The following is a 26,102-nucleotide window of genomic DNA, read 5'->3' as shown; positions in this document are numbered from 1 at the left end:
CTCCGAGCTGGTGGGCGCGCTCGGCGGTCACCCGGAGAACTGGACCTGGTGGCAGCGGCCCGGCAACGCCGAGATGCTGGCGGGTCCCGTGCTCGGCGACAAGACCAGCCTCACCGACATCGGCATCATGATCGGCGCGGCCGTCGCCGCCTCGCTCGGGGGCACCTGGGCGCTGCACCGCGGCATCCCCTGGCGCACGACGGTCGCGGCGGTGCTCGGCGGTGTGCTGATGGGCATCGGCGCCCGCCTGGCCGGCGGCTGCAACATCGGCGCCTACCTGGCGGGCATCGCCTCGGGCAGCCTCAGCGGCTGGCTGTGGGGCGCCTTCGCGCTGGCCGGCACCTGGGTGGGCCTCAAGCTGCGCCCCCTGTTCGGCCTGGGCAACCCCAAGCCGGGCGACGGCGTCTGCTGACGAGGATGCCCGTGCGGCGCAGGGGGCAGACCTGTGCCGCACGGACCGCCAGGGGGTGTCGGTTCCGTGGGCTGCGGGCCGGTCCGTGGTGGTGACCCGGGCGATGGCCTCCAGGGTGAGAGCCCGGCCATGCCGCTCACGGGCCAGAGCACGCTGCAGCGTCAGGCCTGCGATGAAGGCTTCGAACTGGCGGGCCATGCCCGGATCGATGCGCTCTCCAGGTGGACGCGGCTGCGGCGCATCCACTCGGGTGCGGCAGTCTTGAGGTCCTAGGAGCAGAGCGTTGGCTCTCTCGGCGTAGTCCGGCACGCGGGTGGTGTCATGCCGGAGTAGTTTCCTGTCCTGAGGGCTTCGCATGGGGCGAGTTTCCTCGTCCCTGTCGGTCTGGCGACCGAGGCGGGGCACCCGCCCGTGGTGTGGCTCGTAGCCTGCTGGGCAGCACGTGGCGCTCAGCCCAGGGATGACAGCTTCTTCACATGAAAGGGTTCCTTCGCCATGTCTCGTGTCCTTCTCACCGGATTCGAGCCGTTCCAGCAGGATACGTACAACCCGTCCTGGGCCGCGGCCCAACTCGTGCAGGAAAAACCCCCGTCGGGTCTGGAGGTCACCGCAGTCCGACTGCCCTGCACCTTCACGAAGTCAATTCCGGCGCTGCGCGAGGCCGTACTGGACACCGACCCCGACCTCGTGGTGTGTCTGGGCCTGTCCCCCCGACGAGGCATCTCGATCGAGCGTGTCGCGATCAACGTGGACGACAGTCCCGGGCTCGACAACGACGGTCGGCAGCCCGTCGACGAGCCGATCGTGCCCGACGGGCCCGCCGCGTACTTCTCCACCCTCCCCATCAAGCGCTGCGCCGCGGCCGTGCAGCAGGCCGGGATCTTTGCCGAGATCTCCCTGTCTGCCGGCACCTTTGTGTGCAACCACGTCTTCTACGGGCTGATGCATCTGCTCGAGACCGAGGCCAAGCAACGCCGCGGAGGGTTCATCCACGTCCCTCACACTCCCGAGATGCCCGCGGTCTCGGCGTACGGCGTTGCCTCCATGCCGGTGGACACCACTGCTGAAGGACTGCGCATCGTCCTGGCCACGGCCGCTGCGCACGACAGCGACATCAAGGTGCCCTGGGGCGCCACAAGCTGACTCGATTCAGACCCGGCGCAGGAACCGTGAGCTTGAGTCGATGGCCTGGTTCGGCGGCTTGCGGGCCAGGTGGACTTGTTGCGCACATACACGTGTCCGGGGTGGTTCCGGTCGGGCGTGTGGTGGTCACGTACCCCTGCGCCCGGCCGTGGCGGATCCGCACGGCCGGGCGCAGGGGGAGAGGAGGCGTGACTGATGCGAAGTCAGAAGCCGGTGAGGGACCACCAGTTCTTGGCATCGTTGCTGTCGGTTTCCAGGACGACGACCTGGTTGGGGCCGTTGAGGTAGGGAGTCAGGGCCTCATGGCTGGCACGGTTGACGATCTTGTAAAGGCCGGTGAAGGGGGACCGCTCCAGCCACCACTGGGACTCGAAGCTGTCGTTGCAGTTGCCCTGGGTGACGTAGGTCTTGCCGCCGTAGGTGTAGGGGGCGGGCTTGAGGCACTTACGGGTGACGTTGTTGCGGATGAGGTAGTAGCCGCCGGCCCGCTCCTCGAAGGTCCACTGGTCACTGCCGTAAGTGGGGCCGTTCCAGGCCCACATCCAGATGTCGTCGTTGTGGTTCGCGCCGAGGTCGTTGGGCACGAGGTGACCGCTGGTCGCGCCGTTGACGATGACGACGGGGCTGTACTGATCGCCTGGGGCCGCGCTGGCCGGGACCGCGGTGGCCCCCAGCAACGCGGCGATCAACGCGAACAGCATGGCCACGCGCGTCAGGAAGGTTCGGTGCACGGAAGTGGTCCTCCTTACAAGGATGGCCGTTCGGCATGCCGTGGGTGTCGCGAGCCCTTGGGCGATGCTGCAGCCTTGGGCCAGCTCTCCTGGAGCCGAAAGGCCAGGACGGTCTCGCACGGTAAGTGTCGGCAGACGGGGACCTGTGGAGGTGTTCTCAGCGCAGGAATCACTACATGAGGTGCAATGGGCTGCATAAACAAGAAACAGTGTTTTTGGCGCGTTTCCTGATGCCGGACGGCGGCGTGTTCTGCCGGCCCTGCCGGTTGCATCTGGCGCCCTGGCGTCCTGAGCAGGCGGTCCGGAAAAGCCGGCCACGGGAACGGGCGGGAGAGCCCAGCAGCGAAGTCCGGCCACCACTTCCCTCTTGCCGGCCACGTGGCCAGAAGGCCTGCTGGGCGTGCACCGCTGGTGGGTTCCCTCCCGCGCACGACGCGCACACTTCCATGTCCGTGGGCGCTTCAGACTCATCCGTTCAGCGCGTTTCAGCACAGGTGGGCATCAACCCGGTGGAGTAGGGCGTGTCCCGCTTACCGTCCCTGACAAAGCCGTTGCACGTGGCGGTATGTGATCACGCAGACGGCGAGACCGAGGAATGCTTCGTGGATGTCGTCGTCGCGTCTCCCCCGGTCTCGGCGATGCTCCAGCAGTTCTTGCGCGACAGGTCCGACAGCAGCCCCAGCACCAAGTCCCGTACCCGACGCCGGGGTTCAACCCGTGCGAACCGGCCCGCTGTCCGGGACATCAGGGCCTCGAACGCCTCCTGCCGGCGGGCAGGGTCTACGCTGTGACTCGCGGCCACCGCATGATCTTCAGTCTTCACACGCCGGTGATCAACGGTGGCCGCGCCCGTCTTCACCGCCCCTCGGTCACGACGTGCGAAGACGGGGCTGCATCCCTTCCGTGTCCCGCACAGGGCACGCAGCGTTCGCCCACCGTCTCGCGCCAGGAGGACACATGCAACGCGGTGAAGTCTGGTGGGGCGACTTCGATGAGCGACGCCCGGTCGTGCTGCTCTCGGACGAGGAGTCATCCGGGCTTCAGGCGATGCAGATCGTTGCGCCAGCGGGCTTCGACATCAGCGGCCTGGGCGTTGAAGTGGCCGTAGGACCCTCGGAAGGATTGCCCTTCGAAGGCGTGCTGCGGTTCGCGTTCCCGCGTTCAGGCTTTACTCCGTGCACATGGCTGACCACCGTGGCCCGGGACGACCTGATCGAGCGGGCGGGCGTATTGTCCTCCGTGAAGCTCAGCGAGGTTGGAGCAGCCCTCCGTATCGCTGGAGAGAGGAGGGAGTGGACCCCGATGACGGCTGCCAGGACAAGCGAGATCAAAGATGCCCGCCGTCTCGAAGGACTCGAGTAGCGGACGCGTGTGCTGCCCAGCTCGATCTCGTCGACGACTGACCGCCGCCCCCCTCTCCACCGCACTCCAGCAACAAGATCACGATCTACGGCTGGAGCACCAGGCCGTGTATCGAAAGTGGATCTTGGGCCGCGAATGATCACGGCTCACGGGTCGGGGAGATCTCACGGACGAGCAGTGGGCGGTGCTGGAGCCGTTGTTGCCGAAGGGGACGAAGGCGGGGCGACCGCCTGTCTGGCCTCGGCGGCAGCTGATCGACGGCATACGGTTTCGGGCCCGTACCGGTGTTCCGTGGCGGGACGTGCCTGTCGAGTACGGGCCGTGGGGCCGGGTCTACGACCTGTTCCGCCGGTGGCAGCGGAACGGCACCTGGCATCGGATCCTCACCCGTGTCCAGTCCTTGGCCGATGCGGAAGGTGTGCGACCGTGTGGGACCTGAGCGTCGACTCCACGGTCTGCCGCGCCCATCAGCATGCGGCCGGGGCTCGCAAGCAGGGTGATCTGCAGAAGGAACCGCCGGGTGGGGTGTTCACCGAGCCTCGTGATCACGGGTTGGGACGCTCGCGCGGCGGGTTCACTACCAAGCTGCACCTGGCCGTCGAGCAAGGTCAGAAGCCCATGGCCATCGTGGTCACGGCAGGGCAGCGTGGGGACTCGCCGCAGTTCGAACCCGTGCCGGCAAAGGTTCGCGTGCCCCGCATCGGGCCGGGCCGGCCACGCGTTCGTCCCGATCGGGTGCGGGCGGACAAGGCGTATGAGGCTGATCCTTCGGAGTGGACACCCTGACAATGGATCTTGATGGTCTAGGGAGGGATGTCCACGTGGGACGCAAGTCTCCGTATACGGAGGAGTTCAGGAAGGACGCGGTCGCGCTCTACCGTGCCGCGGCCGGGAAGCGGACGTACGCGGCGGTGGCCGCGGATCTCGCATCACCGCGGAGTCGCTGCGGACGTGGGTGCGCAAGGACGAGAACCAGGCCGTGCCCGGACGCCGTGACACGGGCGGCGAGGTGGATGAGCTGGCCCGGCTGCGGGCGGAGAACGCCCGGCTGCTGAAGGCTGAGAAAGAGTGGCACCTCGAGCGCGAGATCCTGCGCCGGGCGGCCGCGTATTTCGCTCGGGAGGTGAAGTGAGCCCTCGCCGCTGGGACTTCATCTCCGACCACCGCGCCGATTTCGGCGTCAAGCGGATCTGCCGGGTGCTCGGTGTGTCCCGCGCCGGTTACTACCGCCATCTGGCCACCGGGCAGGCCCGCGCCGAACGCCAGGCCGAGGAGAAGCGGACCGTGAGCGAGATCCGCGCCATCCACGCCGAGCACGATGGCGCCTATGGTGCCCCGCGCGTCCATGCCGAGCTGCGGACGAGGGGACGGCGGATCAACCGCAAGCGCGTGACCCGGCTGATGCGGGTCAACGACATCGTCGGCCGGCACCTGCGGAAGAAGAAGCGGACGACGATCGCGGACAGGACCGCGCCGCCCGTGCCGGACCTGGTGATGCGCGACTTCACCGCGGACACCCTGAACACCAGGTGGTGCGGTGACATCACCTACGTCACCGTCGGCACGACCTGGCTCTACCTCGCCACGGTGATCGACATCTGCTCGCGGCGCGTGGTGGGCTGGTCGATCGGCGACCATATGCGGACCTCGCTGGTCACCGACGCGATCGAGATGGCCGTGGCCGCCCGCGGCGGTCAGGTGAACGGCGTCGTTTTCCACACCGACAGGGGCGCCCAGTACAGCGCGGCCGCCTTCGCCGATGTCTGCCGCCGGCACGGCATCCGCCGAAGCATGGGCCGGGTGGGCTCGAGCTACGACAACGCACTGGCCGAATCGTTCTTCCAGAGCCTCAAACGAGAACTGCTTCACGGACGCCGCTGGACCTCGAAGGCACAGACCCGACTCGAGCTGGTCCGCTGGCTCTCGTACTACAACAGGCGCCGTCGGCATTCCGCCCTCGGCTACCTCACACCGGCCGAGTTCGAACAACGACTGATCACGTCACGTACTCTGTCACTCGCCGCATGAAACCCGGTGTCCACTCCCGGGGATCAACCTCAAGTGCGGGATCAACCGCCTCAAGAGACACCGGGCAGTCGCCACACGCTACGACAAGCTCGCCGTCCGCTACGAGGCGACCGTCCTCGCCGCTGCCATCAACGAGTGGCTGTGACCCGCGGTCATCACGCGGTGGGATCCACGTTCCACGCCGCGGGCAGATCGCTGCCACAGAAGACACAGACGAAGTCGTCCTCGCGCACGATGTTGTGCTCCTGGCAGTCGGGGCACCGCCGGAACACCACTTCGTGAGTAAAGCCGGAGGGCCGCCGGAGCCCTACAGCGTCCAGAGCACGAGCGACCTCCGCCCAGGAGGTGACGTCGGGGCAGTACCCGGTGGACTGGTTGCTGACCTCGCTGACAACCCACCGGTCCGCCTCGCGCACGAGGCTGATCTCGCCGGCACAGGCCACGTGCTCGCTTCGCCGCGGCGCCAGCCGAAGCACACCGTCCATACCGACCACGAAGGTGAACGGTTCGGCCAGCTCCGCCGCCGATTGCTCCACGAACCAGCCACCGAAGTCAGCCGCCGAGCCGATCCGACGCCCGCCGTCACCAGGCCGGACCGCAGCCTTCAGCTCGACCGGCCCGACATATCGATAACTCCGCCCCCGCCCACTCACGTCAGCCAACCTAGAGCACTTCCGACACACGCCCTAGGTGTCGTCCGATCCTCGCCTTCTGCTGTCACCTCGAAATGAGGACCATGCAGCGCGCAGCGCGTTGGCCAGTTCGGGCATCTGCTTCGCGAGGGACGTAAGCATGGTCACGGCAAGGCTCAGAATGCCGAATGCCCCGAGGACATAGAGGGTGATGGAGTTCCAATCCACCTGTTGAGTGCCTCCAGCTCCATGGGTCGAACTGGAAGCAGGCAGCCTCAGTCCGACCACTGACTTAGTGGTTGGTTCTGAGAGACTGCCGACGCGTGCAATCATCCGAAAGGGCGTTGCCGCGCCCGTTCCTTCAGCTCCCGTCAGTCCTTGGTCTGAGTGCCCTCAACAAAGTGAGTCAGGAACCAGGCCAGCTGCGCGCGTCTCGCGCCAGCCCGTTAGCTGACTCACGTAATAGCCGACCTCAACTGTCAGTCGGGCGGGGGTCACGGCGAAGTTGCCGTTGTATCCGCATGGGAAACGCTACACGAAAGCCGTCAAGGTCACGGGAGTTGAGGTGATTTGCTGCCTGGCCCGTACCAGACCGTGGCGTGGGACTCCTCGAAGGAGTCCGGGCAGGACGGAAAGCGACTCGACCCAGTTGCTCCAGACCGTCTGCAGCGCCTTCGAGTGGCTCCTCGTGGTCAAGGGTGATCCGCGCCGCGTGCGTATCGAGCTGCACGAGCCCGAGCCCGAGGAGCAGTCCGCGGCCGTGCTCGCCGTCGCCGACTACAAGAAGGGCCCCGGAGGCCTGAAGTGCCCGAAGAGAAGCCTGACGAAAGACCGACCGAGGAGAAGCCCGGTGAGACTCCGCCCGGCGACGAGAAGCCGGCAACACGGCCATCGCCAGCGGCAAGTCGGGAGACGAGCTGCCCGACTGGGCCCGCAAGGTACTCGGGAAGGTCCGCAAGGAGGCGTTCGGTTACCGCACTCGACGGCGGGACGCCGAGACGAAGCTGTCCGAGGCCACGGGTGTGGAGGCGAGTTCGGCGAGCGTACGGCGCACCCGGGCCTCGTCCGCCCGGGCGCCCTCCAGCACCCGGGGGGGCGCGCGGAGCTCCTCGTACAGCAGCCGGGGCGGCTCGGATGGCAGGGCGAGGGTCAGCGGAGGGCTGGCCGGGCAGTCGACGTCCCGGGGTTCCTCCCGCCACTCCGACGTGGGCGACACCCGCACCGTGAAACGGCGCTGAACGGCGACCTCTTGAGGATCGATCCAACCGCTGTACGCGGAGCTGGACGCGCGGACGACCACGTCGACGCCGTCCCCTTCGTGTGTCTCGAGGTATCCGTCGCCCGCAGCATCTCCACGCCGTCGATACCGGAAGCGGAGGACCCCACCTCCTCCGCCGTGCACGGACGCCGACCGTAGATGCGCTCGTCCGCAGCCGACGGTGAACAGCAGCAGCGGAGCGAGTGGACCCGGTCCGGTACTCGTATCGCACGGATGACCGTAGTCAGGGCGGCGGGCGGCGACCGGTCGTGGGCGCGCCCTCTCCATGCGGTTTCCGGTGGCGGACAGCGTGAGGCCGTCAGCCCGCCCCGTGCTCCGCCGGTTGCCGAGGTCGGGTCTCGGTGAAGGAGTACGGCGGCCAGGGACCGAGGAAGCGGATGCGCAGCGCGGTCTCGCCCGCCTGCGCCTCGCTCAGGACGGCGCCGACTGCGTCGACGTCCTGGTTCCGGACGAGCAGGGCCGCGGACAGGACGTCCGTCTCTCCGGGGACACGGTGGGCCGGTCCGCGGTCGCGAAGGTCCTCGGCGACCGCGAGCAGACGACGCCGGAGGCCGGCGTGGAGCGTGTCCGCGAGTCGTCCGGCCGTGTTCTTCTCCCGCTGCTCGCGCTGTTTGGCGAGCAGGCGCCGCATGCCGGGCGACCGGTCGCCCGCCTCCGTCCGCTCCGGAGCCGACGACGCTTCGCCGGCCGTGACGGCGGCCGCACGGTCCAGGACAACTTCCACGCGCAGCTCGCACCTGTCGGCGAGTGCCCTCAACTGGCCGGTGATATCGGCGTGCTGCTCTGCGACCCACTCCCCCAGTCGCTGCTCCGCGCTCCGTCCGGCCTCGGTGTCGTCGGCCACCAGAACGTTGAAAGTCATCGGCAGCAGGCTGCCGACGCGTTCCCAGACCGTGGTGACGGCCTCGTTCTGTTCCGCCACCCATCGCCGTACCTCGGCGTCGCCGCCTTGGTAGGGGGCAGGCCTCGCGTCGTGCACCAGTGCGGCGACGTCGGTGCCCGGGACTCTCGCGAGACGCAAGGGACGCCCGTCGAGCCCGGTGACGCCGTCGGCGGCGCCCTGCCGGTCGGGCAGCAGGGCATACACGTACAGTGCGGTGTTCTCGGTCATCGCCCGGCGTCCTCCGCCCAGCGCTGCGGGTTGATCAGTTTGTCCACGACGTCGTCGACCACGTCGTCGAGCCCTCGGTGCAGGTCGGCGACCGAGGCGACGATGCCGTGGTCCTCCTTGATCTGTTCCATCGCCTCGTCCAGTTCCAGCAGGGCGTCGGCGAGGCGTTCGGCCTCCTCCGGATCGAGGTCCCCGCCGTCAATGCGGCGCATGGCCTGGCGGTCCAAGGCCTCCTGGATCACCTCGACCAGGGTCACGACGAGGGACAGCACGCCGTGCTTGAGGCTCTTCTCGTCGACGGTCAACGGCATGTCGTCTTCTCCTCTTTCCGCTCTTTCCGCTCTCTCCACACTTCTCGCTGTGCTGTCCGGCCTGCTTCCGGGCCGCTCACGCGAGGGCCGCCGCGGGGCTCGTCGACGTGAGCCGCCGGGCCCAGCGGCCCGGGTCGTCGGCGGCGAGCCGGATCTCTTCGCCCGTGGTGGTGTCCAGCACCAGGACGCTCCCCTCGCCGCCGGGACCGTACCCGGGCACACGTCGCACCCCGGCCAGGTCCGTCAGGGGCAGCACCAGTGCGGGCCGCGCGTCCACGGGCGACTTCCAGGTCAGCCGGCCGGCCGTGAGCCGTGCCTGTCCGCCGCGCCACAACGGCCCGGACCTGCGCGGTTCCTCGTACCACACGTGTCCCTCGGCGATCGGCGGCTCCTCTTCGGGGGCGGCCCCGGGCGGGAGGGCGGGTGCGAGCCGTCCGGCGCGGACACGGCCGAGCAGGTCGTGCAGTGTCTCCGGCTCCCATGCGGAGAGCAACTCCCGGCGTCCGTCGGCCAGCGACACCTCCAGGCGCAGGCGTTCCTCGCCGCCGACCGTCCGCTCCGGTGCGAGACGCACGTCGCGTACGGTGTCGAGATCGGTCTCCCAGAGCATTTCCCGGGGTTCCCCGCGCAGGACGACGAGGCGCTGGTCGGTGAGGTACACGGTCCCGGGACGCCAGCCGTGGTACACGCCCTCGGTGAGCAAGTGCCCCCCGCTCATCCGGCGGATGATGCTCTCGCCCTCACGCAGGTCGAGGGCGCGCTGCACCGTGGAGCGCTCGGCCCACGCGCGCGTTGCCTCGTCCCAGTGGCGCATCATGCCGTATTCCAGCATCGTCTCCATCCCGGCGACGGCCGCGCGAACCGAGACACCGATCAGCGGGATGTCGGCGACGGCGACGATGAGGTCCAGGTGCAGGACCGCGCCCTTGTTGAGCAGGACCTCCACCAGGTCGTCCAAGGTCACCCGGGGTTCCCGCGTGGGCCGCATCGGAGTCCGGTCAGTCTCCACGCCGCTCGGCCTCCCGATCGGCGGCACCCTGGTCGTGAGCGCCGTCCGCCTCACCGTTCGCCTGATCGTCGGCCGCGCGGTGGGCCGTCAGGGCGGCCTGCCCGGAGTCGTCCTGCAAGCGGGACTGGGCGCTGCGCCAGCCGCACCACGGGCACCACTGGTTGAGCAGTTGCCCGACCAGGACGCGTTTGCCGCATGCCGGGCAGGTCTCCCTCTCCTCCCGGGTCTCCCGCCAGGCAGCGGTCTCCGTGTCCGTGCCGGAGGGGAACTCGAGTCCGTATCGGGCGGCCGTCTCGAAGGAGGCGAGGGCCGCGCGCAGCCGGATGCCCAGCAGTTCGACCCCGGCGACCGACACCATGATGTCGGCGTTCAGCACCAAGCCCTTGTCCAGCAGCGTCTCCACGACGTGCGCGAGGCTTCCCTCGCCGTCCCGCCGGGGCTGCATGGGGGCCGCGCCGACCGACGGCACCGTGCGCGCTGCCCGCTCGTGTCCGGGGGCGGTCGCCGGGAACCGGCCCTCGCTCGGAGTGGTCCTTCCGATAGAGCTGCTCATCCCAGCCGCCTTACCGGTCTTCCATCATTCACACACCGCGAAGTGGCACGCTGGGCGAGCGGTCGTGCTGCTCGATCGCCGGGTGTACGACGATGGCCGCGCACGGAACGCGTGCCCCTCGGTGCCCCCGGCCCCCATCCATGTGGACGGTCTTCCGGAGGTGCAGGCGGGCTCCGGCGGTGCTGGTCGGGCGGTGGATGATCAGAAGGGCGGACAGGCCCGAGGGGTCCATCGACGTCACTTCGGCGAAGTCGAAGCGGACTTCCGTCAGGTCCGGGTTCGACGCCAGGGAACCACTCACGGCGCCGACCAGGTCGCCGCTCGTGCAGTAGTTGCTGTCGCCCGCCACCTCCGGCGACGCAAGTCGTGCTCCCCGCCGGGTAGTCGGATTCCATGAGACGATCCAAGCCTCTCAAGTACGGGCTCCTCGTGGTCGTTCTGTACGCGGTGACGGTCGCGTACCTGAGGTTCGGTGCGTCCGACCGGGCCGGCTGGGGTTCGGCCTGCCTGCTCGCGCTGCTGGTCACGCCCGTCGTCCTTGCGTGGTGGCGGGTTCGCGAATGGCTGATGGGACGTGCTCGGGAGGCGGGCGAGGGTATGCGCGAGGCCCGGCGGGAGCGGCGGGCCCGCGGCCCGCGGTGAGCCCTCCCGCCGGGTCGGCGGGGTCAGACGAAGGCGCTCTGACCGGTGATCGCCTTGCCGACGATCAGGGTGTTCATCTCCCTGGTCCCCTCGAAGGAATAGATGGCCTCCGCGTCCGCGAAGAAGCGCGCGACGTCGTACTCCAGGACGATGCCGTTGCCTCCGAAGATCTCCCGCGCCCAGGCCACGACCTCCCTCATCCGAGCCGTGACGTGCGCCTTGGCGAGCGAGGAGTGCTCGTCCCGGAACACGCCGGCGTCCTGCAGCCGAGCGAGCCGGAGCAGCATGCCCCAGCTGGAGGTGATGTTCCCCAGGCTCTTGACCAGCAGATCCTGCACCAGCTGGAACCCGGCGAGCGGACGTCCGAACTGCTCCCGTTCGGTCGCGTAGCGCAGCGCCAGTTCGTAGGCGCCGATCATGACGCCCAGGGCCTGCCAGGCCACCCCGCTGCGCGTGTCGCGCAGGATCTGCGCGACATCGCGGAAGGAGGAGACGTTCTGCAGCCGGTCGGACTCCGGCACCCGTACGCCGTTCAGCGTGATGTCCGCGTTCTCCACTATGCGCAGCGATGTCTTGTGGGCGATGCGTTCCGCGCTGAAGCCCGGAGCACCGCGGTCGATCACGAATCCCTTGACCTGGTCGTCGGCCACGTCCCGGGCCCACACGACGACGTGGTCGGCGAAGGTGGCGTTGCCGATCCAGCGCTTGGCCCCGTCGATCACCCAGTCATCGCCCTCGCGACGGGCCGTGGTCCGCATGCCGGCCGCGATGTCGGAGCCGTCGAGCGGTTCCGTCAGCGCGAACGCACCCACGGTCTCCATCCTCGCCATGGCCGGAAGCCAGCGGTCGCGCTGCTCCTGGTCACCACCCGCCTGAATGGCGTACATCGCCAGTCCGTTGTGAACGCCGAAGAAGGTGGCCACGGACGCGTCGACGCGGCTCATCTCCATGGCCATCATCCCGGTCAGCAGATGACTGGCTGCTGGCCCTGGCTCGCCGTAGCCCTCGTACGGCAGCCCCACGAGTCCGCTCTCCCGGAAACGGGCGACCAGTTGCCGCGGGAACGTGCCCTCGGCCCAGTGCTCGGCCACCAGCGGCCGGACCTCGTCGCGCATGAACGTCCGTGTCCTGGCGAGGACCTTGCGCTCCTCCTCCGTCAGCGCGGACTCGAATTCGTAGAAGTCGGCGACGTTGTGCTGTTCCGTGAGTGCAGTCATGGGGCCCTTCTTCCACGGTCGCGCCGTGGGATGCCTGAGCGGCTGGCAAGCCGGACAGGGGCTCGGACGTCCAGGGGCCGGAGCGGTGAGAGGGGCGGCGGCGGGTATGGGGAGGCCGTCAGGACACGAACTTCGCCTGTGAGGAATTGGGGATGACCGACGACGCCTACCTCGTCCTACTGACCGAATCGGCCGCACCGCTCGGCACGCCGCTCGCGGCCGTGGGGGACGTGGCCTGTATGGACACCCCCGCGGTCCGCGGGTGGCTCGACGCGCAGGGAGTGACCGCGTCGTCTCCGGGGCTCCGTCTGGTGCCGCCGGAGGAGACGGCGGCCATCCCCGAGCACGCTGAGCGGCTCCCGGTCCCCCTCGGCGAGGAGGAGCTCAGTCGCCTGCGGCACACGGTCGCGCCGGAGAGCGTCGCCCGGCTGGAGGAGGAGCTGCTGGCGTACCGTTCCTGTGCGGACGGCCGTGAAGCACTGCTGGCCCGTGCGCTCGCGGCCGGTGTGCCGGCGCACCGCATCGCGGAACTGACGGGCGAGGAACTGAGCAGCGTCAAGGCCGCCGTCCGGTGAATGTCGGTTCGAAGAGCGTCTCGCCCCGTCGGTGGCCCGCGTCATCATGACGCGCGCGCCTGGATTCTGCCCGCGCCGCTCGTGCTGTGCGGCTCGCTGCTCGTGGCCGCGCTGGTCGCCGAGGGCGGACCCGTCGGGGCCGCGGCACTCGGCCGACCGCACACCGCCCCGACCCCCTCTGGGTACCCGAACGGTTTTCCCGCTCTGTGTGAGCGGCAGCGGACGGGCCGCTACTTCGGCGGGTGGAGCTTGCGGAAGTAGGTCCAGCTGGTCTCGTTCGGCTCGGTCCACGTCTCCGGGGCATGGGCGAGTTGCGTATGGTGGTCGGCGACGTATGCGCGGGTGCGCTCGGGGCACTTCGGCGTACGAGCCGAGCTTGCGGCCCCGGCAGTGGAACGTGAGACCGCCGGGCCGCTGCCCGCGCGCCATCCACGGGGACATCCGGGTCCACGACATGTTGGCCGGTACGCTGGGCCCCCCGCCAGGTCCGAACGGCGGGCGAAGAACTGGAAGCACTCCAGCGCCTTGTACGTGTCGCCGGACGAGTGGACGGGATACTCGGCGACCGGCAGCGGCGAGGGGTAGACGAGCGGGATCTCCAGGCTGAAACAGACCTGGTCACCGAGTTCGGCGAGCGGCACCGGGAAGGGACGCCACTTCTGGTTCGCCGGATCGTTCCACACGTGTAACTGGCCGGCCCCGCCAGGTTTCCAGGATCTCGCGGCTAGCGGGGTCCAGGTGGAAGGCGGCCTCGCGGGTGAGCAGCCGGTAGGCGCCCTGACCGTCCTCGGGGTCCTGGACGAGGCGGGCGACGTTGAGCCCTTCGAACCCGAAGACGCGCTCGTATGGCTCGTCGGGTGCCCAGGAGTACACGTCTCCGGTCCACCAGTACGTGACCTCCTCCCCGTCGAGCGAGGCCCTGGTGCGAGGCGACAGAACGGAGCGTTTCCGCGGGTGTCGTCATGTACGTGCCCTCCCAGTACCCGGGCTGCGATGCACCGTGGACCGTCTGGAGTCCTGGTGACATGGTGCTCACCCTGGCGATGTCGTACCCGCACCGCGACCCCGTCGACAGGATCCGTCCAGGGACGGGCCCCACATGTTGGGCTCCTTCTCGGTGGCCCGCCGGGCGGTCGGCGGCGCGGTCACGGACTGGACCTGAGCGGGGGGCGGCGGTCACGCCCGGTCCGCGGCACACGCCGTTCACCGCTCGAATGTCGGCGGGCGCGCAGGGCGCGGACCGCGGTGCGCACGCGTACCGCGGTGAACAGGAGGAACACCGCGGCGAAGCCGGCCGCGATCGCATCCTCGTCGTGGACAGCGAGATACGCGATGCGCGCACCGAGCAGGACCTGTTGCATGCGCCCCGTCAAGATCACCTCCGCTGTGACGGAAGCCGTAGTTCCGCCATCGCGCCGTGGAGGTGGGCGCCCAAGTTACCTGTGCGTTCCGCACGTCGGAGAAGTGACAGCTGTGACTGTCGCCGGTGACGCGGCCCGTGACAGCGTCTTACCCGTCACCGACCGGTGGAGGGAGAAGGCGTGAACAAGGGCTACGCCGTGTACTGCGACGCAGACCCGCACTTCTACGACGCGCCGCACCGTGCCGCTCCCGGTACGGCGACCGCCGGCACCCGCTACGCGGTCGCCGACCTGCCGGTGCCGCCGGGATGGCGGCGCACCGAGATCGGCGACTGGCTCGCACTGCGTCCCGTGGACGCCGTACTGCCGGCGCAGGGCTGGAAGATCCACCTGTCCGCCTGCCTGGACAACGCCGAGTCCGTCCTGGCGCGGGTACGCGAGTACTGCCTCGACCGCGCCGTCGCCTTCAAGTTCGTCCCGAGCCGCTACCTGCTGCACCAGCGCAACGCCAAGTACGCGGACCGGTCGGGCAGCGGGAAGTTCGTCACGGTGTACCCGGCGGACGAGACACTGTTCGAGCAGGTCGTGGGCGAGCTGGCGGCCCTGCTGGACGGCGAGCCCGGGCCGCAGATCCTGAGCGACCTGCGGATCGGCGGCGGCCCGGTGCATGTGCGCTACGGCAGCTTCACCCGCCGCGACTGCTACGACGAACAGGGGGAACTGCGGCCCGCCATCGCGGATCCCTCCGGCGAGCTGGTGCCCGACGTCCGCGGACCGGTGTTCCGCGTACCCGACTGGGTGAGTGTCCCCGGCTTCCTCAAGCCGCACCTCGACGCACGGGCGACGGTCACGATGACCGACGTCCCGTACACCGTCGAGTCGGCCATCCACTTCTCGAACGGCGGTGGCGTCTACCGTGCCCGTGACAGCCGCACCGGCGAGACGGTCGTCCTGAAGGAAGCCCGTCCGCACGCCGGACTGGCGGCCGACGGCGCGGACGCGGTGGCACGGCTGGACCGTGAACACCGGGCGCTCGAGCGGTTGTCGGGGCTGGCCTGCACGCCCGAGGTGCGGGACCGCTTCGCGGTGGGCGAGCACCACTTCCTGGTCCTCGAGCACCTGGACGGCAAGCCCCTCAACACCTTCTTCGCCCGGCGCCATCCGCTCATCGAGGCGGCACCGGACGACCGTCGGCTGGCCGAGTACACCGAGTGGGCGCTCGACGTCCACAGCCAGGTGGAGCGAGCCGTGTCGGAGGTGCACGCCCGGGGCGTCGTCTTCAACGACCTGCACCTGTTCAACATCATGGTCCGCGACGACGGACGGGTGGCCCTGCTGGACTTCGAGGCCGCGCACCACGTCGACGAGCCGGGGCGCCAGACGGTCGCCCACCCCGGGTTCGTGGCTCCTCCCGGTCGGCGGGGCACCGCCGTGGACCGGTACGCACTGGCCTGTCTGCGCCTCGCTCTCTTCCTGCCGCTGACGAGCCTGCTGGTCCTGGACCGGCGCAAGGCGGAGCACCTCGCCGACCTGATCGCCCGGCAGTTCCCCGTGCCCCGAGCGTTCCTGGACGAGGCGGTCGACGAGATCACCGGCGCATCCCCCAGGACACCGGTCGTCCGCCGCACCGGCCGGCGCTTCGTCCCGGTCCCGCCCGGCGACTGGCCCCGCAGCCGGGACTCGATGACGGCGGCCATCCGCGCCTCTGCCACCCCCTCGCGCGAGGACCGTCTCTTCCCCGGAGACGTCGCCCAGTTCGCCACCGCGGGCGGCGGGCTCTCGTTCGGCCACGGAGCGGCCGGGGTGCTGTACGCCCTGGCCGAGAGCGGTGCGGAGCGCGACGAGACCGCGGAACAGTGGCTGCTCGACCGGACGGCTCAGCCGCCCTCGGGGATGCCGCTCGGCTTCCACGACGGGATCGCCGGCACCGCCTGGGTCCTCGACCGCCTCGGTCACCGGGACCGGTCGACGGACCTGGCACGGATCCTGGTCGGGCAGCCGCTCGACCGGCTCACCACGGACCTCCACAGCGGGACGGCCGGGATCGGGCTCGCCCTGGACTGTCTGGCCGCCCGCACCGGCGACACCGCCTTGCGCGACGCGGTGATGCGGTGCGCCGAGCTGAGCACCCGCCACCCGGCCGAGGACGCGCCGGGCCGCCGCGGCCGGGCCGGACTGCTGTACGGCGCGACGGGCAGTGCCCTGCTGTTCCTGCGCCTGTACGAGCGCACGGGCGACGCCGGCCTGCTCGACCTCGCGCGCGACGCGCTGCGCCGGGACCTCTCGCACTGCGTGCGCGGCGCGGGGGGAGCTCTCCAGGTGGACGAGGGCTGGCGCACCATGCCGTACCTGGGCGCCGGGAGCGTGGGCATCGGCATGGTGCTCGACGACTACCTCGCGCACCGCGCCGACGAGCAGTTCCAGCGGGCGCGGACCGAGATCGTACGCGCGGCGCAGGCCATGTTCTACGCCCAGCCGGGGTTGTACCGGGGGGTGGCCGGCATGGTGCTCTTCCTCGGGCGCACGACCGCCACCGGTCCGGGAACCGGCTCCGCGGCGATCCGACGGCAGATCGACGCGCTGACTTGGCACGCCATGTCGTACCGCGGTCACCTCGCCTTCCCCGGTGAGCAGATGATGCGTCTGTCCATGGACCTGTCCACCGGAACGGCCGGGTGCCTGCTGGCCGTCGCCTCCGTGCACGGCGACCGGCCCGCCGGTCTGCCGTTCCTCCCCGCGCCGCGAACCCAGCGGCGCCCCTGAGCCGGCCCCGTCGGGGCCGTGAAGAGAACCCGTCGTACGGAAGGAAGATCACATGAACCTGTTCGAGCTGCAGTCGCTGGAGACCCCGAAGGAAGAGGCCATGGGCGACGTGGAGACCGGCAGCCGCGCGAGCCTGCTGCTCTGCGGCGACAGCAGCCTCAGCGTGACGACGTGTAACTGACGTCGTCCGGATCGGCCGGCACGGTGGACGCGACACACCGCGTCCACCGTGCCGGCGCCTACCACGAGAGGGGCAGACCGGTGGGAATCGCTCCGGTCCCGGGGCGGACGCCTCCGGTGGCCAAGCCGCCCGGCACCGGCCCGGGGCGCGCGCCGGAACTGCTGGTACTGGGGTGTTCGGTCACCGCGGCCGCCGCCGCCGTCGCCCAGCCCTTCGTCCTGGGCCGCACCCTCGACCTGCTGCTGGGCGGGCACGACGCCGGTCCCTGGCTCGCGGCGAGCGTCGCCCTCCTCGTCGGCGAGATCCTGCTCGACGGCCTCACCGCGTTCCTGTCCGGCCGGTGCACCGCCGACTGGACCGCCGCCATCCGCTCCCGCGCCCTGCGGGGCCTGCTGCACGCCGTGCCCGAGGCCGTCCGCGCGCACTCCCCCGGTGACGTCGCGACCCGGCTCACCCTGAACGCCTCGGACGCGGGCGCCGCGCCGACCGCCAGGGCCGCCCTCGCGGCCTCGCTCGTCACGCCGGCCGGCGCCCTGGTCGCCCTGGCCGTCGTCGATGTGTGGGTCGCCGCCTGCGTCCTCGTCGGACTGCCGGCCCTGGCGTCGGTACTACGGGCGTTCGCACGGGACACGGGGACTTCGGTCGGGGCCTACCAGCGGGTGCAGTCGGACATCGCGTCCCGGCTGCTGGAGGCCGTCGAGGGCGCGGAAACCGTCGCCGCCGCCGGCACCGCCGCCCGTGAACGCGAGCGCGTACTGCGGCCGTTGCCGGAACTGGGCAGGCTCGGTGAGCGCATGTGGAGACTGCACGGGCGGGCGCTGGCCACCGGCGGCGTGCTCGTTCCGCTGCTGACCGTGGCCGCCACCGCCGTGGGCGGGCTCAGGCTCGGAGCGGGTGCCCTCACCGCCGGCGAGTTGCTGGCAGTCATCCGGTACGCGCAACTGGCCGCCGGGATCGGTGGCGCCGCCACGCTGGTCGGTGCGGTGGCCCGGGGTCGCGCGGCCCGGGAGCGCACCCGCGGTCTCGAGGGACTGCCCGCCCTCTCCTACGGGCCCGGGACGCTTGCTCCGGGAGGGCCGGGCACGCTCGAGTTGCGCGGGGTACGGGTCTCGCGCGACGGTGCGGAAGTCCTGCGGGCGGACCTGCTGACGGTACCGGGCGGCCGGACCACCGCGGTCGTGGGGCGCAGCGGCTCCGGCAAGTCCGTCCTGGCCGCCGTCGCCGGCCGACTGCTCGACCCCGACCGGGGGCAGGTCCTGCTGGACGGAACACCCCTTACTTCGCTGACCCGGCCGTGCCTGCGCGCCGAGGTGGGGTTCGCCTTCGCGCGTCCGGAACTGGGCGAGTGCACGGTCGCGGAGGCGGTGGCCGCCGGCCCTCGCGCCGTCTCCGGCCACCAGGTCAGGTCGGCCGTCCGCCTCGCCGGTGCCGACGCCTTCGTGCACCGGCTGCCGCGGGGGTACGACACACCGCTCGCCGACGCTCCGCTGTCCGGCGGTGAGTACCAGCGGCTGGGGCTGGCCCGGGCGTTCGCGCACACGGGCCGGCTGCTGGTCATGGACGACGCGACCTCCAGCCTGGACACCGCCACGGAGCACGCGGTGGAGCGGGCACAGCGGCGCTCCCCCTCCGTCGTCACCCGTCTGGTCGTGACGCACCGGCCATCGGTGGCCGCACGGGCCGATCTGGTCGTCTGGCTGGAGGACGGCCGGGTCCGGGCGGTGGGCCCCCATCGGCTGCTGTGGCAGGAGGCCGCCTACCGGGCGGTGTTCGGTGCCCAGGAAGAAGATGCCGGAGCACCCTGTCACGACCGCGACGACGAGACCGCCACGGGGCGGGCCGGCTCGCTGTGGAGGGAGGCACGGCCGTGACCCCCGCGGAGGAGGACCGGCGAGGCACAGCGGACACCCACCGCCGATCGGGCGCCGGGCACCGGCTCAGGCCGTCCGCCCGTCGTTTCCTCGCCGAACGCAAGGCTGTGCTCGCACGGCTCGCGGCATGGTCGGTGGCCGAGTCGGTCCAGACCTTCCTGGTCGGCTACGGCGTGGCCCAGGCCCTCGACCAGGGATTCCTCGCCGGTGACACCGCGGCGGGGCTCGGCTGGCTCGCCGTGGCGGCCTGTGCGGTGCTGCTGGGAGCGCCGGTGATCAGAGGGGTCTTCGCCGAGCTGGCCGGGTTGACGGAACCGCTGCGTGACCGTCTCGTGCACCGGGCGGTGGACGGGTCCCTGGCCCGCGCCCTGGCCCGGCCCGGCGGCGGGGACAGGGCGGCCGTCTCACGGCTCACCAACCAGGTGGAGATGGTGCGGGACAGTTTCGCCGGGCTGGTGCTCACCCTGCGCTCGTTCGTCTTCACGGCGGCCGGTGCACTGGCCGGCCTGCTGTCGCTGCACCCGGCTCTCCTCCTGGTCGTCGTACCACCGCTGGCCGGGGGCACGGCGCTGTTCCTGCTGACGCTGCGTCCGATGGCGGCGGCCCAGCGGCGGGCCCTCGCGGCGGACGAGGCGCTGGGCGACCACGCCGCGCGGGTCCGGAGGTCGCTGCGCGACATCACCGCGTGCGGTACTCAGCAGGACGTGTCGAGGGACGGAGAACGCCTCGTCGCGAGTGCCGCGGCGACCTCCCGTGTCCTCGCCCGCTGGGCCGCGGTACGCGCCGTGTCCCTCGGGATCTCGGCCCAGCTGCCCGTGCTGCTCCTGCTGGTGACCGTGCCCTGGCTGCGCGCACGGGGTGTCACCACGGGCGCCCTGCTGGGGGCGTTCACCTACCTCGCGCAGGCGCTGCTGCCGGCGCTGCACACCCTCATGACCGCCATCGGCGCGGCGGGGAGCCGGCTGCTCGTCGTCCTGGAACGGTTCACGGCCCCGGCGACGAGCCCGTCCGTCACCGGCGCGTCCCCGCTCGCGTGGCGGGCGGCCATCCCCAGCCCGCCGGCTCCGGCCCGATCGCGGGCGGCTCCCGCGCTGGAGCTGTGCGGGGTGACCCTCCGGTACGGGGCCCGGGCGGAGCCGGTTCTCGACGCCCTGGACCTGCGTGTCGAGGACGGCGAGCACGTGGCCGTCGTGGGCCCCAGCGGCATCGGCAAGTCGACCCTCACCCGGATCGTCGCCGGCCTGTGCACACCGCAGACCGGTACCGTGCGGGTCGCCGGCCGGGAGGTCACCGGCCGCCTCCCGGCGGAGCTCCGCGCGCTGCGGGCCCTGGCCCCCCAGCAGGCGTACGTGTTCACCGGGACGGTCCGCGACAATCTGACATACCTGCGCCCCGACGCCTCCCGGGCCGCCGTCGAGGCCGCCGTCCTGGAGCTGGGCGCGGCGCCCCTCGTCGAGCGGCTGGGCGGGCTCGACGCGACCCTGCGGCCCGGTGCGCTGTCCCAGGGCGAGCGCCAGCTGATCGTGCTGACGCGCACGTATTTGTCCCCGGCCCGGCTGCTCCTGCTCGACGAGGCGACCTGCCACCTGGACGCCGCGTCGGAGGAGCGCGCCGAGGAGGCACTGGCCAGGCGTCCGGGAACACTGCTGGTCGTGGCCCACCGCATGTCCTCGGCGGTCCGGGCCGACCGGGTACTGCTGCTGGACGGCCGCCGGGCGGCGTACGGCACACATGAGGAACTGCTCGAACGCTCCTCCCTCTACCGCGACCTGGTGGGGCACTGGAGCCGTACCTGAGGGTGCGAGGTTCGCGAGCCGGGAGCCCGTACGCCTCGGCCGTCCTCACAACCAGCCGGCGTTCTGGACGATGCGGATCGCGTCCACGCGGTTGCGTGCCCCGACCTTCCGGATCGCGCTGGCCAAGTAGTTGCGGACCGTCCCCCGGGACAGGTGCAGGCCGACGGCGATCTCGGCGACGGACGAGCCCCGTGAGGCTTCGGAAAGGACGCTCAGCTCGCGGGCCGTCAGTGGCATCTCCGAAGCCCGCAACAGCGCGACCGTGAGCCGCTCGTCGAGGAAGCGCTCTCCTTTGGCCACCATGTGCACGGCGTCGATCAGCCGCCGCGCGGGCGCGTCCTTGTCCAGGAACCCGAGCACGCCGGCGTCGAAGGCCCTGCGCAACACCCCCGGCCGCTCGGGTGCCGCGAGGACGACCAACCGCGTCCCGCACCGGTCCCAGAAGGACGCTCGGGCCACTTCGTCCCGCGGGCCCTCCAGACAGTGCCCGTCGACCACGCACACGTCCACGGGTAAGTCGTGGTCGTCCGGCTCGTCACCCCGGGCCGGCATGGACGACACCTCGAGTCCGTCGGCGGACCGCAGCAGTTGTACCAACGCCGACCGCAACAGCGCGGCGTCGTGCACCACGAGAACACGGACCATGTGCAACCCCCTGCCTTCCCCGGTCGTCCCCACGGACCACCGGGCTCGTCCCCCAGTCCCCAAGCCGTCTGCCCCTGGGCGCCGCCCGAGAAGCACGCAGCGCGGTCTGACGGGGGCGAAGCGATGCCAACACGCCGTTCTGGACGCCCGGAACGCGGCCCCTGGCGATGCGGGATCAGGCCGGAACACGTCCGTCGCGCACCGGGGCACCGCGATGCCCGCGAGACGCGGGGTGCGCCTTGGCTGCTCCCGGGGAGGCCGTGAAGGCGGAGGCGCGACGGACGGGGCGGCACTTGCCGGAGCGGGCCGGTGTCGCCGGAGCGTCACAGACTCAAAACAGGCGAAGTGAATGTGGCTCGATCGGTCCGTCCGTTCCATCTCCCGGGCCATGCGCCGGTAGAGAGCCCGGCGGAGCACACCGGCGTACCGACGGTCGCCGCCGGGACAGCGGTCGTACGCCGCGGTACGGCGACAACGGCCCCGTCACTCGATCAGCGCCTCCATGGCGACGACGGCGAGCCCGATCAGCGGCCACTTCGGCGGCTGTGTCCTCGCTCCACCAGTGCGCCGGTGTGCCGCGCAGGATCAGCACGGTGGGAAGTACGGCGGCCGGCGACCACTCGTCGAGCACCGCCCCCGTGCAGACCTGTCGGCGCGAGCTGTTGGCCCGTATCGGTCCGGGCTCACGTGGTGGGGCGGCGTCAGCCCGGGCCCGCCGCCGTCGGTGAGCGCGCCCGCACACGGCCTCGATGAGTGGGAGAAAGCGGGGTAACCGGGAGGCGACGACACTGTCCCCACTCCCCTTCGAGGAGGCCTGCGCCGTGCTCTCGCTCAAGCGCTTACTCGACCGCAGTCTGACCGCGCAGGCGGCCCTCGTCTTCCTGCTGGTACTCGGCATCACAGCCCTGATCCGCAAGGACCAGCATCCGGCTGTCTGGGTGTTCCAGAGTGCTCTCTACACCGGGGTCGCCGTCGTGGTCCTGGCCGTCCAGCGCCGCCGGGCCGCCCGAGCCGCGGGCACCGACGCAGGTGGACTCGCCGAGCTGAACCGGAAGATCCGGCACCATGAGGTGCCGAAGACCCCCGAGGAGCAGGCGGTCATGCGACGGCTGGTCGCCGAGCAACTGGGCCAGATGGAGCGGGCGGGCAAGTGGCTGCCGTACTGGCTCGGCGCCATGGGCCTCGTCGCGGTCGGCATGCTCGTCCTCGGGGCCGTCACCGGGTCTTTGGCCTTCCCCCTTCTCTTCACGGCCGGCATGGTCGCGCTGTGCTCCTGGGTCCCGTGGATGCGCCGGCGCTCCCTGGACCGCCTCCGCCGGATGCGCGAGGCCCTGCGACTGGAGTAGGCGGCCGGGAAAGGCGGGCCCCGTACACCTCCGCACCGACATCCGTCGAACAGATCGGCCGAGTGGCCTTGCGCAACTGGCCCGCAACCACGTGCCCTGGGCAAGTTCACGGAGGAGAGCCTGGTCCTCCAGGACCTGGTGGCCCTGAGCGACAAACTGGGACCGCCCCGTTGTGCACGTGAGCACCCGGGTCAAACTGGCACGCAGCCTCCGCGGCCTCGGCGCCACCTTCGCCGGCACGGATCGGACACTCGGCGTGATCCACAACTCCACACCGTCGATTCGCCTCCCTCTGCCCCAGCGTGATCACACCTAACGGCCGCTACAAGGAGTCTGTGACGGCCGAGCTGGAGGTCGAGCGCACCGTCAGCCCGCAGAGCCTGGTCGCCCTCGACGGCAACTTCTACTCCGTTCCGCCCGGCCTGCCCGGCGTCACGGTCAAGGTCCTGTACCGGCTCTGCGAGGACGACCTGCGGATCGTCACCGCTGGCCGGGCCGTCGTCACCTGCCATCGCCGGGCCCCACGAGGCGCCGGGCAGACCGTCCGGGACGACGGACACGTCATCGCGCTGGAGAGGGCGGTGCTGTCCTCGTTCTCCGACCGGGCTCCCTGCAAGACCAAGGTCCGTAAACCGCCGTCAGCCGCAGCTCTGGCGGAAGCCGAGCGTCTGCGCGAAGGGCCGGCCGCTGGCAGTTCGGCCGAACGGGTTGAGATCGACCTGACCCACTATGCCGCCGTGGCCGACCGGCTGCGGAGTGTCCCCTCACCGAAGCAGGAGGAGAGTTCGGAGTGAGTGCGTCACCGATGCAGGTGAGCGAAGCCCGCCGATTCCAGCAGCTCAGAGGCCATCTGTCCTACCTCAAACTCAACGACGCAGCTGAGGCGTTGAACAGGGTCCTGGAGCAGGCGCGCACCCGAGCGGATGTCACTGACCGCAGCCCTGGAACGACTTCTGGAGATCGAGGTCGAAGCCACCGAAGCCCGCAAACTCGCCGCCCGGGGACGGTTCGCCTGCCTGCCCGAGCCGTGGACCCTGGCCGACTTCGACTTCGCCGCCCAGCCCGGCGTCGATGAGAAGCTGATCCGCGACCTGGCTACCTTGCGCTTCCTCGACGAAGCCTCCAACGTGCTGTTCGTCGGCCCTCCCGGCGTGGGCAAGACCATGCTGTCCGTCGCCCTCGGACGAGCGGCCGTCGACGCCGGCCACCGCGTCTACTTCACCACCACCCTCTCGACTCCGCCAGATCTACTGCTCGCCCGAATGCCGTCGTGAGTCGGAAAGACAACGCAACCGGACCCGCGACGAAGAACGGGCACGACGCCTCGGCGAGCATCCCCGAACCCTTCCGCCCGCTTGGCAGCCGACGGCCCCCGGGACCATCGACCCTCTGGCACCAACGGCCGTCCGGAACTGCCCGCACTGCGACCAGCCCGTCACGATCGTCGCCCTGCTCGCACCCCAGGAAGCCGCCCGCCCCACGATTACCAACCGCGTCACCGACATCGTCCCGCTCAGACGCCTCCAGTGAGCTTCGGCTGACCGTCACCGATCAACGGGCCCGCTGACCTGGCGGTCGGCGGGCCCGCAACACTCAGGTCACCGAGCGCAGTTGGTCCAGTTCACTGCTGATCGCATCCCGCAGCACGTCATGCTGCGGACCGAGCCTGAACTGCTCGTCACTCCAACGGTCACGCGGATAGAGCCACACTGGCTTGCCCACGACATCGGCCGGCTCCCACTCGAACCGCGGCCAGACATGCGCATGCAAGAACGGGTCCGTGTTCCCCAGGATCTCCAGGTTGACCCGGCGGAAAGCCGGGTCCAGCCGCCGACAGGCACGCTCGACCGCCTCACCGAGCTGGTCCATGTCAGACAGGAACGACAGCCGCGTCGCCCTCGGCAGGTCCGACAGCCGCTGCACATCCGGCTCGTCCACGAGCAGAACCGAGTAACCCGGCAGGAACTGCACATCCCCGATCACCGCGAACCCCGACGTCAGCCGTCGCAGCACGGTCGGGTTCTCCCCTCTCAGCGCAGTCCTGATCCGGTCCATCCGCCAGTCATCACTCATGGCCAGAACCTACATTTTGGTGATCAAGGACCGCTCTTCAATCCCCACCTTCCTCACACAGGTCAAGGACCAAGCAAGTGGGGCGAGGAGCGGCCCCGGCCGTTTTCAAAGATCCTCATCAGCATGTGGCGCCAGCGTCCGTGAGTGTGCGGACGACGCCGTGTTCACGGGCGGCCCGGACGTCGTGGACGGCACCGGGCAGAGCCGAAGAGGCCCACAGCAGCAGGCCGGACGGATCGGCCAGGACCTGTACGTTCATCCCGTGCTTTCTTGTGCTCGCCGGAGTAGAAGGGGCGGTCCGCGCGGCCTACTGCCTCTACCTGCACCACCTCGCGCTGGGGGAACGGAACACGGCCGAGTGGTGGCACCGGCAAACCGACGACGTCCAGCCCGCACCCGAGCCCCCGGCCTGGGACGACGGCACCTGTTGGAATCCCGCGGACCACCGGATCACCAGTGCCTCCACCACCCAGTTCATGCGCATCCTGCGCCACCTCGCCAAGCAGACCGTGCGGTCGCGGCCCGCCGCGGTCAGCAAACTGATGGCCTACCTGCCCGCCGCCGTCACGGCCGGCTACCTCCGAGAACCGGACACCGAGCTTCCTTTGCTCGGAGACGAATTCGCCCACCGCATCAATCGCCTGCTCGCAGCGACAGACCGTCCACACACCTGGCAGAGACGGCCCAAGCAACCGACTGCAGACCACTGCGAGCCCACCACCACAGAGCCTGTCGAACGTGCCTACCTGCAGACCGTTCCCGAACAGATGGGCACCGCCAGACGCTGAACACCGTGCAGGCCGCCCGCGGCAGACGGCGCGGCCCGCAGCCGTTAGGGCGCCCGCGCGAGTCCGAGGGCCGCCAACGCTTGGTGTTCTCCACTGCGAGCCGTGGCACCTTGCGGGCGGACCGGCCGCCGGCCAGGCACCCCTTGCCGCAGGAGCCCCTGGACGGGTGGGCTTCAGCGCGACTGCCGCCAGGTCCAGGTGCGTCGTGCCGGTAATGGAAGCGGCCGACGAGGTACACGTGTCCGAACCCGGGCTGGTCGTGGTCGCGCGGTG

At 70.5% G+C, this 26,102-nt stretch carries 27 protein-coding genes and 5 pseudogenes; 17 read left to right on the top strand and 15 right to left on the bottom strand.

Features of this window, described 5'->3' with window-relative positions; translation table 11 throughout:
• Both ACIGO6_RS39295 and pcp read left to right on the top strand, forming a co-directional pair.
• Positions 1-412: YeeE/YedE thiosulfate transporter family protein (locus tag ACIGO6_RS39295; protein ID WP_399885207.1), on the top strand; the 412-nt coding region annotated here is incomplete at its 5' end.
• 495 nt (positions 413-907) lie between these two features.
• Positions 908-1,555 (top strand): pyroglutamyl-peptidase I, encoded by a 648-nt coding sequence (pcp, locus tag ACIGO6_RS39290; protein ID WP_399885205.1) that lies wholly within the window; start codon positions 908-910, stop codon positions 1,553-1,555.
• Between the two features lie 203 nt (positions 1,556-1,758).
• Here pcp and ACIGO6_RS39285 read toward each other — a convergent pair whose 3' ends face one another.
• Together ACIGO6_RS39285 and ACIGO6_RS39280 are read right to left on the bottom strand one after the other, a co-directional pair.
• Complete coding sequence (locus ACIGO6_RS39285; RefSeq protein ID WP_399885203.1) at positions 1,759-2,286, bottom strand: RICIN domain-containing protein; 528 nt, start codon at positions 2,284-2,286, stop codon at positions 1,759-1,761.
• A 595-nt stretch (positions 2,287-2,881) separates the two neighbouring features.
• Positions 2,882-3,088, bottom strand: a pseudogene (locus ACIGO6_RS39280) (IS701 family transposase); the annotation flags it as partial.
• 155 nt (positions 3,089-3,243) lie between these two features.
• Between ACIGO6_RS39280 and ACIGO6_RS39275 the strand changes: the two are divergent.
• From ACIGO6_RS39275 to ACIGO6_RS39255, 5 genes and pseudogenes are all read left to right on the top strand, one after another.
• Positions 3,244-3,648 (top strand): type II toxin-antitoxin system PemK/MazF family toxin, encoded by a 405-nt coding sequence (locus tag ACIGO6_RS39275; RefSeq protein ID WP_399885201.1) that lies wholly within the window; start codon positions 3,244-3,246, stop codon positions 3,646-3,648.
• 184 nt (positions 3,649-3,832) lie between these two features.
• A complete protein-coding gene (locus tag ACIGO6_RS39270) occupies positions 3,833-4,087 on the top strand; it encodes a transposase (protein ID WP_399885199.1) in 255 nt (84 codons plus the stop codon).
• Positions 4,075-4,434 (top strand): transposase, encoded by a 360-nt coding sequence (locus tag ACIGO6_RS39265; RefSeq protein ID WP_399885197.1) that lies wholly within the window; start codon positions 4,075-4,077, stop codon positions 4,432-4,434. The genes ACIGO6_RS39270 and ACIGO6_RS39265 overlap by 13 nt, the downstream gene beginning before the upstream one ends.
• Before the next feature lie 35 nt (positions 4,435-4,469).
• A pseudogene (locus tag ACIGO6_RS39260) lies at positions 4,470-5,676 on the top strand (IS3 family transposase).
• A 43-nt stretch (positions 5,677-5,719) separates the two neighbouring features.
• Positions 5,720-5,821: pseudogene (locus tag ACIGO6_RS39255) on the top strand (IS5/IS1182 family transposase); the annotation flags it as partial.
• A 10-nt stretch (positions 5,822-5,831) separates the two neighbouring features.
• Here ACIGO6_RS39255 and ACIGO6_RS39250 read toward each other — a convergent pair.
• From ACIGO6_RS39250 to ACIGO6_RS39220, 7 genes are all read right to left on the bottom strand, one after another.
• Positions 5,832-6,329, bottom strand: a complete 498-nt coding sequence (locus tag ACIGO6_RS39250; protein WP_399885195.1) for a hypothetical protein — start codon at positions 6,327-6,329, stop codon at positions 5,832-5,834.
• A gap of 949 nt (positions 6,330-7,278) precedes the next feature.
• The gene (locus ACIGO6_RS39245) at positions 7,279-7,608 is read right to left on the bottom strand and encodes a hypothetical protein (protein WP_399885193.1); all 330 of its coding nucleotides are present in this window, start codon (positions 7,606-7,608) and stop codon (positions 7,279-7,281) included.
• Positions 7,609-7,885: 277 nt separating this feature from the next.
• Positions 7,886-8,698 carry a GvpL/GvpF family gas vesicle protein gene (locus tag ACIGO6_RS39240; RefSeq protein ID WP_399885191.1) on the bottom strand — a complete coding sequence of 271 codons (813 nt, stop codon included), beginning with the start codon at positions 8,696-8,698 and terminating at the stop codon, positions 7,886-7,888.
• Positions 8,695-9,009 carry a gas vesicle protein K gene (locus ACIGO6_RS39235; protein WP_399885189.1) on the bottom strand — a complete coding sequence of 105 codons (315 nt, stop codon included), beginning with the start codon at positions 9,007-9,009 and terminating at the stop codon, positions 8,695-8,697. Before ACIGO6_RS39235 ends, ACIGO6_RS39240 begins: the two co-directional genes overlap by 4 nt.
• Before the next feature lie 76 nt (positions 9,010-9,085).
• Positions 9,086-9,973 carry a gas vesicle protein gene (locus ACIGO6_RS39230; RefSeq protein ID WP_399885187.1) on the bottom strand — a complete coding sequence of 296 codons (888 nt, stop codon included), beginning with the start codon at positions 9,971-9,973 and terminating at the stop codon, positions 9,086-9,088.
• Positions 9,974-10,007: 34 nt separating this feature from the next.
• Positions 10,008-10,571, bottom strand: coding sequence for a gas vesicle protein (locus tag ACIGO6_RS39225; protein WP_399885185.1), 564 nt, complete (start codon positions 10,569-10,571; stop codon positions 10,008-10,010).
• 28 nt (positions 10,572-10,599) lie between these two features.
• Positions 10,600-10,920: a hypothetical protein gene (locus ACIGO6_RS39220; RefSeq protein ID WP_399885183.1), complete on the bottom strand. Its 321-nt coding sequence runs from the start codon at positions 10,918-10,920 to the stop codon at positions 10,600-10,602.
• A 44-nt stretch (positions 10,921-10,964) separates the two neighbouring features.
• Between ACIGO6_RS39220 and ACIGO6_RS39215 the strand changes: the two genes are divergently transcribed.
• The gene (locus ACIGO6_RS39215) at positions 10,965-11,213 is read left to right on the top strand and encodes a hypothetical protein (protein ID WP_399885181.1); all 249 of its coding nucleotides are present in this window, start codon (positions 10,965-10,967) and stop codon (positions 11,211-11,213) included.
• Between the two features lie 23 nt (positions 11,214-11,236).
• Here the strand turns inward: ACIGO6_RS39215 and ACIGO6_RS39210 are convergent, their stop codons facing one another.
• A complete protein-coding gene (locus ACIGO6_RS39210; RefSeq protein WP_399885179.1) occupies positions 11,237-12,430 on the bottom strand; it encodes an acyl-CoA dehydrogenase family protein in 1,194 nt (397 codons plus the stop codon).
• A 152-nt stretch (positions 12,431-12,582) separates the two neighbouring features.
• Between ACIGO6_RS39210 and ACIGO6_RS39205 the strand changes: the two genes are divergently transcribed.
• Complete coding sequence (locus ACIGO6_RS39205; protein WP_399885177.1) at positions 12,583-13,005, top strand: DUF6003 family protein; 423 nt, start codon at positions 12,583-12,585, stop codon at positions 13,003-13,005.
• A gap of 230 nt (positions 13,006-13,235) precedes the next feature.
• Here the strand turns inward: ACIGO6_RS39205 and ACIGO6_RS39200 are convergent.
• Positions 13,236-13,969 (bottom strand): annotated as a pseudogene (locus ACIGO6_RS39200) (DUF1838 family protein).
• Between the two features lie 181 nt (positions 13,970-14,150).
• Positions 14,151-14,378, bottom strand: a complete 228-nt coding sequence (locus ACIGO6_RS39195; RefSeq protein WP_399885175.1) for a hypothetical protein — start codon at positions 14,376-14,378, stop codon at positions 14,151-14,153.
• A 168-nt stretch (positions 14,379-14,546) separates the two neighbouring features.
• Between ACIGO6_RS39195 and lanKC the strand changes: the two genes are divergently transcribed.
• The 4 genes from lanKC to ACIGO6_RS39175 all read left to right on the top strand — a co-directional run bounded on the left by lanKC (position 14,547) and on the right by ACIGO6_RS39175 (position 20,977).
• Positions 14,547-17,129 carry a class III lanthionine synthetase LanKC gene (gene lanKC, locus ACIGO6_RS39190; protein WP_399885173.1) on the top strand — a complete coding sequence of 861 codons (2,583 nt, stop codon included), beginning with the start codon at positions 14,547-14,549 and terminating at the stop codon, positions 17,127-17,129.
• A 52-nt stretch (positions 17,130-17,181) separates the two neighbouring features.
• On the top strand, positions 17,182-17,310 hold the full coding sequence (locus tag ACIGO6_RS39185) for a SapB/AmfS family lanthipeptide (protein ID WP_018849360.1): 129 nt from the start codon (positions 17,182-17,184) through the stop codon (positions 17,308-17,310).
• A gap of 80 nt (positions 17,311-17,390) precedes the next feature.
• Entirely contained in the window at positions 17,391-19,181 is a 1,791-nt protein-coding gene (locus ACIGO6_RS39180) for an ABC transporter ATP-binding protein (protein ID WP_399885171.1), read from the top strand.
• Positions 19,178-20,977: an ATP-binding cassette domain-containing protein gene (locus ACIGO6_RS39175; protein WP_399885168.1), complete on the top strand. Its 1,800-nt coding sequence runs from the start codon at positions 19,178-19,180 to the stop codon at positions 20,975-20,977. Before ACIGO6_RS39180 ends, ACIGO6_RS39175 begins: the two co-directional genes overlap by 4 nt.
• 45 nt (positions 20,978-21,022) lie before the next feature.
• Here the strand turns inward: ACIGO6_RS39175 and ACIGO6_RS39170 are convergent, their stop codons facing one another.
• On the bottom strand, positions 21,023-21,622 hold the full coding sequence (locus ACIGO6_RS39170) for a LuxR C-terminal-related transcriptional regulator (RefSeq protein ID WP_399885166.1): 600 nt from the start codon (positions 21,620-21,622) through the stop codon (positions 21,023-21,025).
• Positions 21,623-22,443: 821 nt separating this feature from the next.
• On the opposite strand from ACIGO6_RS39170, the gene ACIGO6_RS39165 reads away from it, so the two are divergent.
• The 3 genes from ACIGO6_RS39165 (at position 22,444) to ACIGO6_RS39155 (ending at position 24,242) form a co-directional block, all read left to right on the top strand.
• Positions 22,444-22,968: a hypothetical protein gene (locus ACIGO6_RS39165; protein ID WP_399885164.1), complete on the top strand. Its 525-nt coding sequence runs from the start codon at positions 22,444-22,446 to the stop codon at positions 22,966-22,968.
• A gap of 335 nt (positions 22,969-23,303) precedes the next feature.
• A complete protein-coding gene (locus ACIGO6_RS39160) occupies positions 23,304-23,762 on the top strand; it encodes a Mu transposase domain-containing protein (RefSeq protein ID WP_399885162.1) in 459 nt (152 codons plus the stop codon).
• A gap of 129 nt (positions 23,763-23,891) precedes the next feature.
• Positions 23,892-24,242 (top strand): ATP-binding protein, encoded by a 351-nt coding sequence (locus tag ACIGO6_RS39155; protein WP_399885160.1) that lies wholly within the window; start codon positions 23,892-23,894, stop codon positions 24,240-24,242.
• Between the two features lie 319 nt (positions 24,243-24,561).
• On the opposite strand, the gene ACIGO6_RS39150 is transcribed toward ACIGO6_RS39155, so the two are convergent.
• Both ACIGO6_RS39150 and ACIGO6_RS39145 read right to left on the bottom strand, forming a co-directional pair.
• The gene (locus ACIGO6_RS39150; RefSeq protein ID WP_399885158.1) at positions 24,562-25,041 is read right to left on the bottom strand and encodes an HIT family protein; all 480 of its coding nucleotides are present in this window, start codon (positions 25,039-25,041) and stop codon (positions 24,562-24,564) included.
• A gap of 121 nt (positions 25,042-25,162) precedes the next feature.
• A pseudogene (locus tag ACIGO6_RS39145) lies at positions 25,163-25,343 on the bottom strand (transposase family protein); the annotation flags it as partial.
• On the opposite strand from ACIGO6_RS39145, the gene ACIGO6_RS39140 reads away from it, so the two are divergent.
• Positions 25,314-25,829, top strand: coding sequence for a hypothetical protein (locus ACIGO6_RS39140; RefSeq protein ID WP_399885211.1), 516 nt, complete (start codon positions 25,314-25,316; stop codon positions 25,827-25,829). The pseudogene ACIGO6_RS39145 and the gene ACIGO6_RS39140 overlap by 30 nt on opposite strands.
• Positions 25,830-26,102 lie beyond the last annotated feature (273 nt).

The organism is Streptomyces sp. NPDC053750, from assembly GCF_044544295.1.
Lineage (GTDB): Bacteria > Actinomycetota > Actinomycetes > Streptomycetales > Streptomycetaceae > Streptomyces.
The sequence above is the reverse complement of the archived record's forward strand: the minus strand, read 5'-3'. Positions and strand labels throughout refer to the sequence as shown.

Excerpts from the sequence above, each read along its gene's own strand:
- pcp (WP_399885205.1), top strand. The coding sequence starts at position 908 with ATGTCTCGTGTCCTTCTCACCGGATTCGAGCCGTTCCAGCAGGATACG.
- ACIGO6_RS39275 (WP_399885201.1), top strand. The coding sequence starts at position 3,244 with ATGCAACGCGGTGAAGTCTGGTGGGGCGACTTCGATGAGCGACGCCCG.
- ACIGO6_RS39240 (WP_399885191.1), bottom strand. The coding sequence starts at position 8,698 with ATGACCGAGAACACCGCACTGTACGTGTATGCCCTGCTGCCCGACCGG.
- ACIGO6_RS39235 (WP_399885189.1), bottom strand. The coding sequence starts at position 9,009 with ATGCCGTTGACCGTCGACGAGAAGAGCCTCAAGCACGGCGTGCTGTCC.
- ACIGO6_RS39225 (WP_399885185.1), bottom strand. The coding sequence starts at position 10,571 with ATGAGCAGCTCTATCGGAAGGACCACTCCGAGCGAGGGCCGGTTCCCG.
- ACIGO6_RS39215 (WP_399885181.1), top strand. The coding sequence starts at position 10,965 with ATGAGACGATCCAAGCCTCTCAAGTACGGGCTCCTCGTGGTCGTTCTG.
- ACIGO6_RS39210 (WP_399885179.1), bottom strand. The coding sequence starts at position 12,430 with ATGACTGCACTCACGGAACAGCACAACGTCGCCGACTTCTACGAATTC.
- ACIGO6_RS39205 (WP_399885177.1), top strand. The coding sequence starts at position 12,583 with ATGACCGACGACGCCTACCTCGTCCTACTGACCGAATCGGCCGCACCG.
- ACIGO6_RS39185 (WP_018849360.1), top strand. The coding sequence starts at position 17,182 with ATGAACCTGTTCGAGCTGCAGTCGCTGGAGACCCCGAAGGAAGAGGCC.
- ACIGO6_RS39170 (WP_399885166.1), bottom strand. The coding sequence starts at position 21,622 with ATGGTCCGTGTTCTCGTGGTGCACGACGCCGCGCTGTTGCGGTCGGCG.
- ACIGO6_RS39155 (WP_399885160.1), top strand. The coding sequence starts at position 23,892 with ATGTCACTGACCGCAGCCCTGGAACGACTTCTGGAGATCGAGGTCGAA.
- ACIGO6_RS39150 (WP_399885158.1), bottom strand. The coding sequence starts at position 25,041 with ATGAGTGATGACTGGCGGATGGACCGGATCAGGACTGCGCTGAGAGGG.